Origin of the sequence: Aeromonas sp. PI_26, assembly GCF_027854445.1 — a bacterium.
In the GTDB taxonomy this organism is placed as follows: domain Bacteria; phylum Pseudomonadota; class Gammaproteobacteria; order Enterobacterales; family Aeromonadaceae; genus Aeromonas; species Aeromonas veronii.
Genome location: NZ_JAJNOE010000007.1, coordinates 158786 through 174019, shown reverse-complemented (window position 1 = coordinate 174019; position 15234 = coordinate 158786). Strand labels below are relative to the sequence as shown.

Here is a 15234-nt window from a genome sequence, read left to right as displayed (position 1 = left end):
AGGGAGAGCCACGGCTCTCCCTTTTTCGTTGCTGCGGTTGCGCTGTTACTGCTGCTCGCCCAGATAGAGGCGGCTGAGGCGGCGCCAGGTGTCCGAGCCGATGGTGCCGGCAAGCAGCCCATTGGATGCAGCATCAAAGCGGCCATCCGGCAGCCAGCCCAGTTGGGGCAGCAGTTGCGCCAGCGTCACGTCATTGTGCTGCAGCTCCCGCTCCAGCGCTTCCCAGAAGGCGCTCCCCTTGACGTAAAAGAGCGGGTAGTAGGAGCGATCGCCCGTCAGTACCTCGCGAGCTGCCCGATAGAGGCCGCTCTCGCTATGGGGCAGCTGTTTGCCCTGCTCGGCCAGCTCGTTGACCGCCGTGACTTGATGCAGCCGAAAGCGGCGCAGCGCTTTGATAGCGAGGTACTCGGCGAGGCTCTCATTGACCCAGGTGGGTTGTGGAGCAGAGTGGCGAGCGCTGAGGATATGCACCGCCTCGTGGGCCGAGGTGCGCAGCAGGCGCAAGGGGGCCTGTGGCGTCGGTTTGCCAGCCTCGGTGGGGTAGTTGGCGACAAACACCTGATCTCCGGCGGCGCCGCCGAGGGAGCGGGTCGCCACATCCCGCCCCAGCCACACCAGTTGCCATGGATGAGTGGGCGGATCCACATCGAGCTGGAAGGCCAGATAGTCGATGATCTCATTCAGTTGCTGCTGCAAGGCCGACAGATCGAGCTGATTGGCGGTCTCGTCATGGCTCAGCACCAGCAGCGGATCCGGCTTGGTGACGGGCACTGTGTCCAGACCAAACGGCAGGATCAGCGGCGGCTGGTTGACATCCGGCAGTGGTTGGCAGCTGCCATCCGGCAGACAAACCTTTCCTTGGCGGCTCCCCATCTGGCGCACAAAGTTACCCCACTCGGTCAATAGCCACTGGTTGGGAGCAAACAGAAGCGACTGTTGGGCCGAGGCATCTGCACCCTCTGCCGGAGCTGGTGTGAGCGTGATCTGCCAGCCGATCTCCTTGCAAGAGAAGGGCTGGTTGAGGGCAACCGGCTGGTTGTTTGCAAGGCAGACCAGCGCGGGGGAAACCGCCGTGGCACTGCCCGGCAACTGACGAGCGGGGAGCAGGGTAAAGGGAGGCTTGCCCTGCATGGTGAGGCGCACTTGCAGCACATTGGCGCTGGCGCCCTGCTCGATAAGGTAGCGGGGGCCGCTCGCGTCATTGCCAGCGCAGGCCCACAGCGGCAGCAGCCACAGGGCAAACAGGGTGATATGACGACTCATAAGAGGGTTAGCGCTCCTGCTCGTAGCCCAGCAGATCGCCGGGCTGGCATTTGAGTTCACGGCAGATGGCCTCCAGGGTGGAGAAGCGCACCGCCTTGGCGTGGCCATTCTTGAGGATCGAGAGGTTGGCCTCGGTGATGTCGATGCGCTGGGCCAGTTCGCGGGCGGTCATTTTGCGCTCGGCCAGCAGGGCATCGAGTCGGATGATAATGGGCATATGTTCCTCACACCGTCAGTTGCTGTTCATCGGCTAGCAGTTTTGCCTCGCGCATGACCAGTGCCAGCGCCAGTACGATCAGTCCCGCCAGCAGTACCCGGAAATCTGAGGTACTCAGCGCTATGGTACCGAGTACTTCCGGGCCTCTCATGGTGAGCACCGTATCCAGCAAGGGGGTCAGGATCAATTCGACCAGGAAGGTTGTACAGAGCAGCACTCCGATCTGCCGATAGCGGCGGATCTGCTCGAAGGTGAAGAGCAGACCGGCGCGGTAGCCACGAAACAGCTGGCGCAGTTGCCAGAGCATCATCATAAAGACCAGATCCGGCAACAGCTGTACCAGGGTGCCTAGCAGCCGGGTGGAGAAGTGAAGGGGATAGTCGGCAGGATTGATGCCGGGGCGGCTCAAGATGGTGTTGAGCTTCTCCTGCAGAAAATCGGCGCCACCGAAGGGGGTCCACACCTCCAGCAAGGTGATCAAAGGGGTCGCCAGCAGTGCCAGCAGTAGCAGCCATTCGATCAGCATGCTCGAGCGTTCGAGTTTGTTGGAGATCATCTCATTCCTCACTGTGATGGTTTTATCTGAAAGGTAAAGTTTATCGTTTATCAATATTTACATCGGCAATATTTATTGTTTTACGATATACAGTCAAGATGAAACTTATTGAAAAACGATAATTTCAATCTGTCCGAAGGGGATGACTTTTGGCTGCAGCCTCTCTAGACTGGCGAGGTTGTATACAAAAACTCAACATGGACAAGGAGTTATCGATGCACCAGGGATGGCTGCTGATCGGATTGTCGCTCACCTATCTGGGGCTGCTGTTTCTGATCGCCTTCGTGGCTGACAAGCACAAACGGCACCGTCTCAAGGGGCAACCGCTGCTCTACAGCCTGTCGCTGGCGGTCTACTGCACCTCCTGGACCTTCTTCGGCACCGTGGGGCAGGCGAGTGAATCGCCCTGGTCGCCGGTGCCCATCTACCTTGGCCCCATGCTGGTCTTTCTGTTTGGCTGGCGGCTGCTGGCCCGCCTTATTCTGGTGGCCAAGCGCGAGCACATCACCTCCATCGCCGACTTTATCGCCGCCCGTTACGGCAAATCCCAGCGGCTCGCCATGGTGATCGCCCTCATCGCCATCATGGGGATCCTCCCTTATCTGGTGTTGCAGCTCAAAGCCATCGTCACCGGGCTGGATCTGCTGATGGTCAACAGCGGCGGCATCAGCCCGACCAGCAATACCAGCGAGCTGGCGCTCGGGGTCACCCTGCTGCTGGCGCTGTTCAGCATCCTGTTCGGTACCCGCCATCTCGATGCCACCGAGCACCACAGGGGGATGGTGGTGGCCATCGCTTTCGAGTCGGTGGTCAAATTGCTGGCCTTTATCGCGGTGGGGGGCTTCGCCCTCTGGCTGATCCTGAGCAAACCGGGCGAGGCTCACGAACAGGTGACCCGCGACTTCTTTGCACAGGTGGTGGCGGTGAGCCCCGGCAACCTGCTGGAGCTTGCCATCTATACGGTGCTGGCGATGTGCGCCGTCATCTGCCTGCCGCGCCAGTTTCATGTGACTGTGGTGGAGAACAATCAGGGGCAGGATCTGCACTGGGCGCGCTGGATCTTCCCGCTCTACCTGTTCGTGATGGGGCTCTTTATCTGGCCGCTGGCACTGGCGGGCAAGCAGTGGGTGGGGGCTGACATGGCCTCCGACACCTATGTGATCAGTCTGCCGATGGCCCTCGGTTTCGATGGCATGGCGATGCTGGCGTTTCTCGGCGGCACCTCGGCGGCCACCGGCATGGTGATCGTCTGCACCATCGCACTGGCGATCATGGTGAGCAACGATCTGGTGCTGCCGGTGCTGCTGCGCCGCTTCTGGCGGCAGGGGCGCGACGAGCGGCTGGTTCGGCTGCTGTTGCAGGTGCGCCGTGGCGCCATCCTGCTGATCTTGCTGGCGGCCTGGGGGCTCTACCTCTGGCTCGGGGATCTCACCAGCTTGTCGCGCATCGGCTATCTCTCCTTTGGCGCGGTGGCCCAGTTTGCGCCGGCCCTGCTGCTCGGTCTCTACTGGCGTCACGGCAATCGTAAGGGGGTTTATCTTGGGTTGAGCCTCGGGGTGAGCCTCTGGTTCGTGACCCTGCTGGTGGAGAGCGGGCTGCTTGCCGGTTCACCGCTGGCCGAGCTGCTGGCGCCGCCGGACTGGCCCGCGTTTCGCGAGCTGAGTCTCGGAGCCTGGTGCATCTTCCTGAGCCTGCTCTTCAACCTGCTCGGCTATGTGGCAGGCTCGCTGCTGTCGCGCCCTGCGGTGAGCGAGCGGCTGCAGGCCGCCAACTTTGTCGGCAAGCCGAGCCGCGATACCGCCGCCCTCTATCAGGCGCGGGTCTCGGTCAAGGAGCTGGAGATGCTGGCGGCCCGCTTCGTCGGCTCAAGCCGGGTCAAGCGCGCTTTTGGTCGCTTCGCCGGTGAGCGGGGCGGCACCCTGGCGCCCCAGATGCAGGCCTCGGCCGAGCTGATTGCCCACACCGAACGGCTGCTGGCGGGGGTGTTTGGTACCTCGTCGGCGCGGTTGGTGCTCGCCTCGGCCCTGCAGGGGCGCAACATGCAGCTCGAGGAGATCGCCACCATAGTCGATGAGGCCTCCGACGTGTTTCGCTTCAACCGCGGCCTGTTGCAGGGGGCGATCGAGCATATCGGGCAGGGGATCTCGGTAGTGGATCGGGAGCTCCGGCTGGTGGCCTGGAACCGCCGTTACATCGAGCTGTTCCACTATCCGCCGGGGCTTATTCAGGCAGGGCGCCCCATTGAAGAGATCATCCGCTACAACGCCCAACAGGGGCTCTGTGGCCCCGGAGATATCGAGGATCACGTGGCGCGGCGGGTCGCCTTTATGAAGCGGGGCAGCGCCCATATCTCGGCGCGGGAGCGCCCGGACGGGCGGGTGATCGAGATGCAGGGCAACCCTATGCCCGCCGGCGGTTTTGTCATGACCTTTACCGACATCACGCCGTTTCGCGATGCGGAGCGGGTGCTGCGCGAAGCGAACGAACATCTGGAGGCGCGGGTGGCCGAGCGTACCCGTGAGCTCTCCGAACTCAACCGCCAACTATTGCTGGTGAACCAGCAGGTGGAGCGGGCCAATCAATCCAAGAGCCGTTTTCTGGCGGCGGTCAGCCATGATCTGACCCAGCCCCTCAATGCGGCCAAGCTGTTTACCTCCTCTCTGCTGGAAATGTTGCCCGATGCTGGCGAGCAGGCCCGCATCGCCCGCCATATCGATGATGCGCTGGGGGCGACCGAGGATCTCATCACCGATTTGCTCGATATCTCGCGGCTCGAAGCGGGCAAGTTCAAGGCCAAGAAGCTCGACTTTGCCCTGCGCGATCTGCTCGACAACCTCAAGGCGGAGTTTGGCGTGCTGGCCCAGGCGGGGGGGATCCACTTCTCGGTGGTGGAGAGCAAGCACGCGGTGCACAGCGATGTGCGGCTGCTGCGCCGGGTGCTGCAGAACTTCCTCACCAATGCGTTTCGCTACAACCCGGGCGGCCGGGTGCTGCTTGGTTGCCGCCGGATGGGGGATAAGATCCGCATCGAGGTATGGGACAACGGCCCCGGCATCCCGCAAGACAAACAGGAGGCGATCTTCGACGAATTCTCCCGCCTCGATCACTCCCGCACCGCCAAGGAGCAGGGGCTGGGTCTGGGGCTTGCCATCGCCCGCGGCATCTCGCAGGTGCTCGGTCATCAGCTCACATTGCAGAGCTGGCCGGGCAAGGGATCGGTCTTTGCGGTGACCCTCAATCTGGCGACCCGGCCGGTCACGGCCCATCAGCTGGCGGCGCCGGTGGTGCGTGACAGCCAGCTGGAAGGTGTAGCCGTGCTCTGTATCGACAACGAGCGGGACATTCTGACCGCCATGAGCACCCTGCTTGGCCGCTGGGGCTGCGAGGTGCGTTGTGCCGTCGATCTGGCTGAGGCCGAGGCGCTGGTGGCAGACGGGTTTGTGCCGAGACTTGTGCTCTCCGACTACCACCTCGACGATGGCAAGACCGGGTTGGAGGCGCTCGCTGCCCTGCAACGAGTGTGTGGCGACGAGCTGGGGGGCATCATCATCAGTGCCGATCGCAAGAGCGAGTTGCAGGCGCAGATCCGCGAGCGGGGGTATGGCTACATCAGCAAACCGGTCAAACCGCTCAAATTGCGGGCCCTGATGAACAGCCTGCTGCTGCGCTAGCCGCATCCGGAGCGGCAAGCCGTGAACCGGCTCACAAAACCGCGCAATGATCCTCTGGCCCGTGGTCATGGATGAATGCCGAAAACAGAGATTTATTGGCGAAGATCTCTTCATCTTCCAGCGCAATCGCCGCCAGTTACAGTATTGGCTTGCCACTGTCGTTCAACGCCGACAGTGGCAGACCGGATTGGCTCACTCTATAGTCGGGATGCGATTTTTTGCATCGCAAATGAAGTAACCGAAGGGCAAACCGATCGCAAGGTCGGGACGCAAAGCTTCCGGTCCAGGGATGAGCCGTACTTGAGATAGCGGGGCCACCACAGGTTGTTGTGCACCTTTGCCAAGAGGCCGCACTGCCGTCTGCGTTACCTGTCAGGGCGTAGCCCTTTTCGTTGCCAACATAACGAAATAGGGAAATAAAAAAATGCTAAGTCCAAAGCCTACCATGCTGGCCCTCGCGGTCGGTCTGTGCTGCGCCTCGTCCGCTTATGCTGCGGCGCCCGGCAAGCCGACCATCGGATGGGGCCCCACCAAGTTTTCCATCGTTGAAGTCGATCAGGCGGCCACTGCTTACAACAATCTGGTCAAGGTAAAGGATGCCGCCGATGTGGAGGTGAACTGGAACCTCTGGAGCGGCGATCTGGGCCAGAGTGCCAAGGTGCTGCTCAATGGTCAGGAGGTGTGGTCCGGCCCCTCGGCCGCAGCGGGCAGCGCCAAATTCAAGGTGAAGAAAGGGGGGCGCTACCAGATGCAGGTGGCGCTGTGCAACGCCGATGGCTGTACCCTCTCTGATGCCAAGGAGATCGTGGTCGCCGATACCGACGGCAGCCATCTGGCGCCACTCAAGGCGCCGCTGCAGGAGAACAACAAGCCCTACGCCAACAAGTCCGGCAAGGTGGTGGGGACTTACTATGTGGAGTGGGGGGTCTATGGCCGCAAGTTTACGGTGGACAAGATCCCGGCCCAGAACCTGACCCATATCCTCTATGGCTTCACCCCCATCTGCGGCGGGGATGGCCTCAACGACAGCCTCAAGGAGATCGAAGGGAGCTTCCAGGCGCTGCAACGGGCGTGCGCCGGCCGGGCGGACTTCAAGGTGGCGATGCACGATCCCTGGGCCGCCATCCAGATGCCGCAAGGCAACCTCACCGCCCATGACGAGCCCTACAAGGGCAACTTTGGCGCCCTGATGGCGCTCAAGCAGGCCTATCCGAACCTCAAGATCCTCCCCTCGGTCGGCGGTTGGACCCTCTCCGACCCCTTCTATTTCCTCGGTGACAAAACCAAGCGTGACGTGTTTGTCGGCTCGGTGAAAGAGTTCCTGCAGACCTGGAAGTTCTTCGACGGTGTGGATATCGACTGGGAGTACCCGGGCGGACAGGGGGCCAACCCGAAACTGGGCAGCCCGAGCGATGGTGCCACCTATGTGGCCCTGATGAAGGAGCTGCGTGCCATGCTCGACGAGCTGGAGGCCGAGACCGGTCGCCAGTATGAGCTCACTTCCGCCATCGGTGCGGGGGGCGACAAGATCCAGGATGTGGACTATAAGGCGGCCCAGCCCTACATGGACCACATCTTCATGATGACCTACGACTACAACGGTGCCTGGAGCAACACCGAGCTGGGCCACCAGACCAACCTTTATGCGGCGAGCTGGGATCCCGATACCAAGTACACCACCGACAAGGCGGTGAATCAGCTTCTGGCGCAGGGGGTTGAACCGGGCAAGCTGGTGGTCGGTGCCGCCATGTATGGCCGTGGCTGGACCGGGGTGAGCGGTTATCAGGGCAACAACCCCTTCACCGGCAAGGCGACCGGCAAGGTGAAAGGCACCTGGGAAGATGGCGTGGTCGATTACCGCGACATCGTCAACAACCGGATGGGAGCTGGCTGGGAGAAGGGCTACGACGAGGTGGCCGAGGCGCCCTATCTGTTCAAGGCGGCGACCGGCGATCTCATCACCTATGACAACGAGCGCTCGGTCAAGGCCAAGGGGCAGTATGTGCTGGCCAACAAGCTCGGTGGCCTCTTCTCCTGGGAGATCGATGCCGACAACGGCGACATCCTCAACGCCATGCACGAGGGGTTGGGTCACGGCGAGGGGACGACTCCACCGGCCAACAAGCCGCCGCTGGCCAACGCGGGCAGTGACCTCAAGGTGACCGGTCCGACCGAGGTGACGCTGGATGGTTCGGCCTCCCACGATCCGGAAAATAGCGCGCTCAGTTATAGCTGGAAGCAGATCTCCGGGCCACAGGTTGCCCTGCTTGATGCCACTCAGGCCAAGGCCCGTGTTGTACTCGATGCGGTGGCTGCCGACATCAATCTGGTGTTCGAGCTGACGGTGACCGATGATCAGCAGTTGAGTGCCAAGGATCAGGTGGTGGTGACCAACAAGGCGCCGCAGGCCAATCTGGCGCCTGTGGTGAGTCTACCTGCCACGGCCTCTGTGGAGGCGGGCAAGCAGGTGACCATCAAGGCGACCGCCTCCGATCCGAACGGTGATCCACTCACTTATCAGTGGAGTGTGCCGGCAGGCATCACCGCAACGGGTCAGAGCAGCGCCACCCTGGTGGTGACTGGCCCGAGCGTCACCAGCGACACCGGCTATGACCTGAGCGTCACCGTCTCCGACGGCGGACTGGATGCCAGTGCGGCAACCCGTCTGACGGTTAAACCGGTCAGCAACGGTAGTGGTTGCACGGCGACCGATCCGGATGCGGCCAACTGGCCAGTCTGGAAAGCGGCCAGCACCTATAACAGCGGCGACAAGGTGAGCCACAACCAGCTGGTGTGGCAGGCCAAATACTGGACCCAAGGCAACGAGCCGAGCCGCACCGCGGATCAGTGGCTGTTGGTGAGCAAGGTGCAACTGGGTTGGGATGCCAATGTGGCCTACAACGGTGGCGAGCTCACCACCCATAACGGCCGTCAGTGGAAGGCGCAGTACTGGACCAAGGGCAATGAGCCCGGCAAACACGACGTCTGGCAGGATGTGGGAGCCGCCAGCTGTAAATAAGCATTGAATGGTGGCGGGGCATGCCGGTCATGCCCCATTTTTTCTCCCCGCTTCGCCACATTCTGGCGGGTCTGCCAACCGGTTTCCCCCAGCTTCTCTCGTGTCCCTGCAAAGTGCTCACTCTTGCCTAGTGATTAATGCTCTCCCCGATAGCTGGCATCTGTGCCGCACGCTGCCCTTTGCCAGCCATTGAGGCTGTTGATAAGCCAGATCATCCCGGCCAGTGGCAAGGCATAAATCGTCAAACGAACAAATTTGTCGTATCTGGATAACCGGGTGCGTGAGGGCAGTTCGCTGGGCATGAAGACACCTGCTGGCCATGCAAAACGGCGATTATAAATTCATTAGTTGCGATACAGATGGGTCTTTTGTCGCATATTGTTCTTACTCATTGATTTTTCTCAATTTGGTGTGATGCAGATCAAAAAAATGGTGTGAGGTATCTGGTTGGAGGTGATGAGATTAGGTCTGCATATCCGGCTGTTTTTTAAACATTAATTTCTTGAAAGTGGGTAATTGTCGGGGTTGGTAACTGGTGGGCTGGCAATGGTCCGATTTGCTTACTTATCAGAATTACCCTACAGTCAATCGGCGATTATTTATCGCCAGAAATAACGTTGTGACAAGGGCAAACCGATTGAAAAGTCGGGACGCAAAGCTTCCGGTCTAAGGGTCAAGACGACCTAGGATAGCGGGGCCACCACAGTAGAATGCAGGCTGCCCTTGCCAAGGGGTGGCCGTTTTTGTGTCACCTGTCGTGTTGCGTTGCCCTTTCGTTTTTCCCATAACGAAAAGGAAAGCAATATGCTAAGTCCAAAACCTGCACTGCTGGCCATGATGGTCGGCACCCTGCTCGCCTCCTCCGCCGCTTATGCGGCAGCTCCCGGCAAACCCGCCATCGGTTGGGGCCCCACCAAGTTTGCCATCGTCGAAGTCAACCAGTCCGCGACCGCTTATAACGAGCTGGTCAAGGTGAAGGATGGCGCCGATGTGACCGTCACCTGGAATATCTGGAACGGCGATATTGGCCAGAGTGCCAAGGTGCTGCTGGATGGCAAGGAAGTCTGGTCCGGTCCCTCTTCCGCCGCGGGTACCGCCACCTTCAAGGTGCACAAGGGGGGCCGCTATCAGATGCAGGTCGCGCTGTGCAACGGCGATGGCTGTACCCTGTCTGATGCCAAGGAGATCGTGGTCGCCGATACCGACGGCAGCCACCTTGCACCGCTCAAGCCTGCCCTGCAGGAGCACAACAAGCCTTACGTCAACAAGTCTGGCAAGGTGGTCGGCACCTACTATGTGGAGTGGGGGGTCTATGATCGCAACTTCACCGTGGACAAGCTGCCGGCCCAGAACCTGACCCATATCCTCTATGGCTTCACCCCGATCTGTGGCGGTGATGGCCTCAACGACAGCCTCAAAGAGATTGCCGGCAGCTTCCAGGCGTTGCAACGAGCCTGCGCCGGGCGCAAGGATTTCCAGGTCGCCATTCACGACCCTTGGGCCGCGCTGCAAAAAGGGCAGGGGTCACTGGTTGCCTGGGATGAGCCCTACAAGGGCAACTTCGGTAATCTGATGGCCCTCAAACAGGCCTATCCGGACCTGAAGATCCTCCCCTCCGTCGGTGGCTGGACCCTCTCCGACCCCTTCTTCTTCATGCATGACAAGGCCAAGCGTGACGTGTTCGTCGCCTCGGTCAAAGAGTTCCTGCAGACCTGGAAGTTCTTCGACGGTGTCGATATCGACTATGAGTTCCCGGGCGGGGACGGCGCCAACCCCAATCTGGGGGACAAGACCAAAGATGGTGAAACCTATGTGCTGATAATGAAGGATCTGCGCGCCATGCTCGACGAGCTGGAGGCCGAGACCGGTCGCACCTATCAGCTCACCTCCGCCATCGGTGCCGGTTACGACAAGATTGAGGATGTGGATTACAAGGCTGCCCAGCAGTACATGGATCACCTCTTCGTGATGAGTTACGACTACAACGGTGCCTGGAGCAATACCTCCCTGGGTCATCAGGCCAACCTCTATCAGGCCACCAACGGCTCGGCCAACAAGCGCTACAACACTGATGCAGCGGTGCAGCAGTTGCTGGCGCAGGGGGTCGACTCCGGGAAGCTGGTGATCGGTGCCGCCGCCTACGGTCGCGGCTGGAAAGGGGTGAGCGGATATCAGGGCAACGATCCCTTCACCGGCACCGCCACCGGCAAGATCAAGGGCACCTGGGAAGATGGCGTGCTGGATTATCGCCACATCGTCAACAGCCATATGGGCGCAGGCTGGGAGTACAACTACGACGAGACTGCCGAAGCGGCCACCCTGTTCAAGCCCTCCACCGGCGAGCTGATCACCTATGACGACGAGCGCTCGGTCAAGGCGAAAGGCCAATACGTGCTGGCCAACAAGCTGGGCGGGCTCTTCTCCTGGGAGATCGATGCCGACAATGGCGACATCCTCAACGCCATGCATGAAGGTCTCGGTCACGGTGAAGGGGTTACCCCACCAGCCAACAAGCCGCCAGTGGCTAACGCAGGCAGCGATGTGGCGGTGACCGGCCCGGCTACCCTGACGCTGGATGGCTCAGCCTCCTATGATCCGGAAAAAGGCTCTCTGACCTACAGCTGGAAGCAGGTCTCCGGCCCGCAGGCCGCTCTGCTTGATGCCACTCAGGCCAAGGCCCGGGTTGTACTAGATGCCGTGTCTGCCGACATCAATCTGGTGTTCGAGCTGACGGTGACCGATGACCATCAACTGACCGCCAGGGATCAGGTGGTGGTGACCAACAAGGCGCCGCAGCCCAACCTGCCTCCGGTGGTGACTTTGCCTGCCAGCGTCAAGGTGGAAGAGGGCAAGCAGGTGACCATCACCGCCAAGGCATCCGACCCCAATGGCGACGAGCTGATCTACCAGTGGCAAGTGCCTGCCGGTATCACGGCGACCGGCCAGAACAGCGCCACCCTGGTGGTCACCGGCCCGGCGGTGGATGTCGAAACCGGTTATGACCTCTCTGTGACCGTCTCCGATGGCGCACTCGACGCCAACGCGGCAACCCGCCTCACCGTTACCCCGATCAACGAAGGCGGTGAGGGGGGCTCTTGCAACACCACCGACCCGGAAGCGGCCAACGTTCCCGCATGGCAGGCCAGCAAGGTCTACAACGGCGGTGACAAGGTGAGCCACAACCAGCTGGTATGGCAGGCCAAGTACTGGACTCAGGGTAATGAGCCGAGCCGCGCCGCCGATCAGTGGGCGCTGGTGAGTCAGGTTGATCTGGGCTGGAACGCAGCCGTTGCCTACAACGGCGGGGATCTCACCAACCACAACGGCCGTCAGTGGAAGGCCAAGTGGTGGACTCAAGGCAATGAGCCGGGCAAGCACGATGTCTGGCTGGATATCGGGGCAGCAAGCTGTAACTGAGGCCTCCTCACCGATGACGGGGCATGGCGACATGCCCCTCATTCCCGGTAGCAATATGAACGAGAACCCGACAATGACCACAAATGTGACCCGAATCGCAGCCCTCATCATGGCAACCCTGGCGGCTGGCCCCCTGTCTGCCGCCACCTCGCCCCTGATATTCAATGAGACGACACCGCAAAGCGATCTGGCGGGTAGCCTGGCTGCCAGCGTGCAGTTTGCCCAGAGCCAGATCCTGCCTTCCCATCCCAAAGAGGGGGATCGCCAACCCATCCTGACCAGCCTGCGCAAGAGTCTGCTGCTGGTGCAACCGCTCCAGGCTGACGGGGTGACCCCGATGACGGTGGAGGCCCGTGACGGCAGCGGCAAGCTGCTTGGCACCCTGACCTTGTCACCGCCATCGGCGCTGCCCGAGACGGTCTACCATCTCGCGGGGGCTCCAGAAGGCGGAGTGAGCTTCGTCCCGGAGAGCGGCAGCACTGCCATCATCAGCAGCAGTGCTGATTTGGCCAAACTGAGCGACAAGAGCGGCGCCTTCCTCAAGGATCGGCTGACCGGGCGTGCGCTGGTGGAGATCCAGACCGCCGACGGCCGCTGGGTTCGGGATATCTACCTGCCCGTGAGCCCGGAGCTGGAGGGCAAGATGGTGCGGATCCGCTCCAGCGCCGGTTATAACTCGACGGCCTTCTATGGCGAGCGACAGGTGACCGTCTCCCGTGGCCAGACCCTGCAGTTCAAGTTTGCCAATGGGCAGTGGTTCCGCGAGGGGGAGCTGGAGAACAACCGCATCACCTATGCCCCGGATACCTGGAGTGGCGAGCTGCCCGCAGAGTGGATCCAGCCCAGGCTGAGCCTCTCCGTTCGTCAGGGCAATCTCAGTGGTGAACTGCGTGACATCAAAGTCGGCGCCCCCGGCGAGCTGCTGCTGCACACCATCGACATCGGCATGCTCACCACGCCACGGGATCGCTTTGCCTTTGCCAATGACAAGGAGGCCCATCGCGAATACTTCCAGACCATCCCGGCCAGCCGGTTGATCGTCAGTCAGTATGCGCCGCTCTCCCTGCCTGAGGTGATGTTGCCCAATGGCACCCTGCTGACCGACTTTGACCCGAGCGAGGGGGGTTGGCATGGCGGCACCATGCGCCAGCGCATCGGCAAGGAGCTTATCTCCCATGGCATCGACAATGCCAACTACGGCATCAACAGCAGTGCCGGTGAAGGGGAGGGGAGCCATCCCTTTGTGGTTGCCCAGCTGACGGCGCACAACAGCCGCGGCAAATATGCCAATGGGGTTCAGGTGCACGGTGGTTCCGGCGGTGGTGGCATCGTCACCCTCGATAGCTCCCTTGGCAACGAGTTCAGCCACGAAGTGGGCCATAACTTCGGCCTTGGCCACTATGTGGATGGCTTCCGTGGCTCGGTTCACCGCAGTGCCGATCAGCTCAACTCCAGCTGGGGCTGGGACAGTGACAAACACCGTTTCATCCCCAACTTCTCGCCAACCCGCACCAATGAGGATGCCTGTCTGGATGGCCAGTGCCAGCCACCGTTCGATGGCCGCAAGTTTGGCTACGATGCGATGGCGGGCGGCAGCCCTCTCTCTGGCGCCAACCGTTTCACCCTCTATACCCCCAATTCCGCCGCCATCATCCAGCGTTTTCTGGAGAGCAAGGCGGTGTTCGATGCCAACTCGGCCACCGGCTTTAGCAAGTGGAACAGTGCGACGGCCAGAATGGAGCCCTATCAGCACACAATCGAGGGGATCGAGAAGGTCGATGCACCCATGGATGCCCTGAGCGAGGCCGGACTGAGTGCCCTGCTGGCGGATTACGGCTTGGTCAGGGTCGCCATGTGGGACGGTCGCTGGACTCGGGATATCCGGGTGCCGATTGCCTCTGCGGACAACCGGGGACGCAGCCTGACCATCGATCACGGGGCCGGTTACAACAGTCGCCTCTTTATCAACGGTAAGGAAATTCTGGTGAACCGGGGCTTCAAGAAGAGCTTCACCTCGGATGGCCAGAGCTGGGTGGAGGTCTCCCCCATCGATACCAAGGTTGCGCGCAAGCCCGAACAGTTCGGCGTGCCGGTGACCACCCTGGTGGGCTATTACGACCCGCAGGGGAGTCTGCCCAGTTACATCTATCCGGCGCTGCACGGCGCCTACGGCTTCACCTACCCGGATGACAGCAACACCCTGTCCGGCAGTGACTGCCAGTTGCAGGTGGAGACCCGCGATGGTCTGCAGCGCTTCAGGCTGGCCAATCACCGGGCGGCCAGCAGCGTCATGAACAAGTTCCACATCAACCTGCCCACCGCCAGCGAGCCCGGCCGCGCCACCATCCAGTGCCGTGGCCAGACACTGGTACAGCAGAGCTTGCTGCCACCGCAGCAGTCACTCTCCTTTACCGTCAACGGGCGGCCGCTGGAGCAGGGCGTGGTTGAGAACCAGCCTCCGGTGGTGACCGTACCGGCGCAGCTCGGCGGCATCGGCGGTGAGTGGCTGACCATCACTGCCGAGGCGAGCGATCCCGAGGGCGATGCGCTGAGCTACCGCTGGCACTTCCCGGCGGGCTGGCAGGCGGAAGGCGAGACCAGTGCCAACCTGCGTCTGCTACCGCCGGCTGTCACCACCAGCGAGCAGCATGAGCTGAGTGTGAGCGTCTCGGACGGGGTACACCAGAGCGAAGGGCGCGTCGTGCTGACGCTGGAGCCCGTGGTCGACGGCTCTTGCAACACCACAGATCCGGAAGCGGCCAACGTTCCCGCATGGCAGGCCGGCAAGGTCTACAACGGCGGTGACAAGGTGAGCCACAACCAGCTGGTATGGCGTGCCAAGTACTGGACTCAGGGCAATGCGCCGAGCCGCAGTGCCGATCAGTGGGCGCTGGCGAGTCAGGTTGATCTGGGGTGGAGCGCGACCGTTGCCTACAGCGGCGGGGATCTGACCAACCACAACGGCCGTCGGTGGCAGGCCAGGTGGTGGACTCAAGGTAACGAGCCGGGCAAGCACGGCGTCTGGCTGGATGTCGGGGCGGCAAGCTGCCGTTAAGCCGGGATCCCTATGATGGTGGCGGGGTCTTATGAG

At 61.6% G+C, this 15234-nt stretch carries 8 protein-coding genes and 2 riboswitches; of the genes, 4 read left to right on the top strand and 4 right to left on the bottom strand.

Annotated features, from left to right (window positions below; all coding sequences use genetic code 11):
- Positions 1–45: 45 nt before the first annotated feature.
- From LRL22_RS10195 to LRL22_RS10185, 3 genes are read right to left on the bottom strand one after another with little or no spacing between them, the layout of a single operon-like run.
- Positions 46–1263 (bottom strand): hypothetical protein, encoded by a 1218-nt coding sequence (locus LRL22_RS10195; protein WP_270905327.1) that lies wholly within the window; start codon positions 1261–1263, stop codon positions 46–48.
- A gap of 7 nt (positions 1264–1270) precedes the next feature.
- A complete protein-coding gene (locus LRL22_RS10190) occupies positions 1271–1480 on the bottom strand; it encodes a helix-turn-helix domain-containing protein (protein ID WP_005335250.1) in 210 nt (69 codons plus the stop codon).
- A 7-nt stretch (positions 1481–1487) separates the two neighbouring features.
- Positions 1488–2036, bottom strand: coding sequence for a DUF2975 domain-containing protein (locus tag LRL22_RS10185; protein ID WP_115521890.1), 549 nt, complete (start codon positions 2034–2036; stop codon positions 1488–1490).
- A gap of 215 nt (positions 2037–2251) precedes the next feature.
- Here LRL22_RS10185 and LRL22_RS10180 point away from each other — a divergent pair, with 215 nt between their 5' ends.
- Together LRL22_RS10180 and LRL22_RS10175 are read left to right on the top strand one after the other, a co-directional pair.
- Positions 2252–5707 (top strand): hybrid sensor histidine kinase/response regulator, encoded by a 3456-nt coding sequence (locus LRL22_RS10180; protein ID WP_270905326.1) that lies wholly within the window; start codon positions 2252–2254, stop codon positions 5705–5707.
- A 234-nt stretch (positions 5708–5941) separates the two neighbouring features.
- A riboswitch (cyclic di-GMP riboswitch) is annotated at positions 5942–6029 on the top strand.
- 102 nt (positions 6030–6131) lie between these two features.
- Positions 6132–8726, top strand: coding sequence for a glycosyl hydrolase family 18 protein (locus LRL22_RS10175; protein ID WP_270905325.1), 2595 nt, complete (start codon positions 6132–6134; stop codon positions 8724–8726).
- Between the two features lie 134 nt (positions 8727–8860).
- On the opposite strand, the gene LRL22_RS10170 is transcribed toward LRL22_RS10175, so the two are convergent.
- Positions 8861–9028, bottom strand: coding sequence for a hypothetical protein (locus LRL22_RS10170; RefSeq protein WP_234916379.1), 168 nt, complete (start codon positions 9026–9028; stop codon positions 8861–8863).
- Between the two features lie 315 nt (positions 9029–9343).
- Positions 9344–9431: riboswitch (cyclic di-GMP riboswitch) on the top strand.
- Positions 9432–9530: 99 nt separating this feature from the next.
- Here LRL22_RS10170 and LRL22_RS10165 point away from each other — a divergent pair.
- Positions 9531–12143, top strand: a complete 2613-nt coding sequence (locus LRL22_RS10165) for a glycosyl hydrolase family 18 protein (RefSeq protein WP_270905324.1) — start codon at positions 9531–9533, stop codon at positions 12141–12143.
- A 73-nt stretch (positions 12144–12216) separates the two neighbouring features.
- On the top strand, positions 12217–15198 hold the full coding sequence (locus LRL22_RS10160; RefSeq protein ID WP_270905323.1) for a M66 family metalloprotease: 2982 nt from the start codon (positions 12217–12219) through the stop codon (positions 15196–15198).
- The last annotated feature ends 36 nt before the right edge of the window (positions 15199–15234 follow it).

Excerpts from the sequence above, each read along its gene's own strand:
- LRL22_RS10165 (WP_270905324.1), top strand. The coding sequence starts at position 9,531 with ATGCTAAGTCCAAAACCTGCACTGCTGGCCATGATGGTCGGCACCCTG.
- LRL22_RS10160 (WP_270905323.1), top strand. The coding sequence starts at position 12,217 with ATGACCACAAATGTGACCCGAATCGCAGCCCTCATCATGGCAACCCTG.
- LRL22_RS10195 (WP_270905327.1), bottom strand. The coding sequence starts at position 1,263 with ATGAGTCGTCATATCACCCTGTTTGCCCTGTGGCTGCTGCCGCTGTGG.
- LRL22_RS10185 (WP_115521890.1), bottom strand. The coding sequence starts at position 2,036 with ATGATCTCCAACAAACTCGAACGCTCGAGCATGCTGATCGAATGGCTG.
- LRL22_RS10170 (WP_234916379.1), bottom strand. The coding sequence starts at position 9,028 with ATGCCCAGCGAACTGCCCTCACGCACCCGGTTATCCAGATACGACAAA.
- LRL22_RS10175 (WP_270905325.1), top strand. The coding sequence starts at position 6,132 with ATGCTAAGTCCAAAGCCTACCATGCTGGCCCTCGCGGTCGGTCTGTGC.
- LRL22_RS10190 (WP_005335250.1), bottom strand. The coding sequence starts at position 1,480 with ATGCCCATTATCATCCGACTCGATGCCCTGCTGGCCGAGCGCAAAATG.
- LRL22_RS10180 (WP_270905326.1), top strand. The coding sequence starts at position 2,252 with ATGCACCAGGGATGGCTGCTGATCGGATTGTCGCTCACCTATCTGGGG.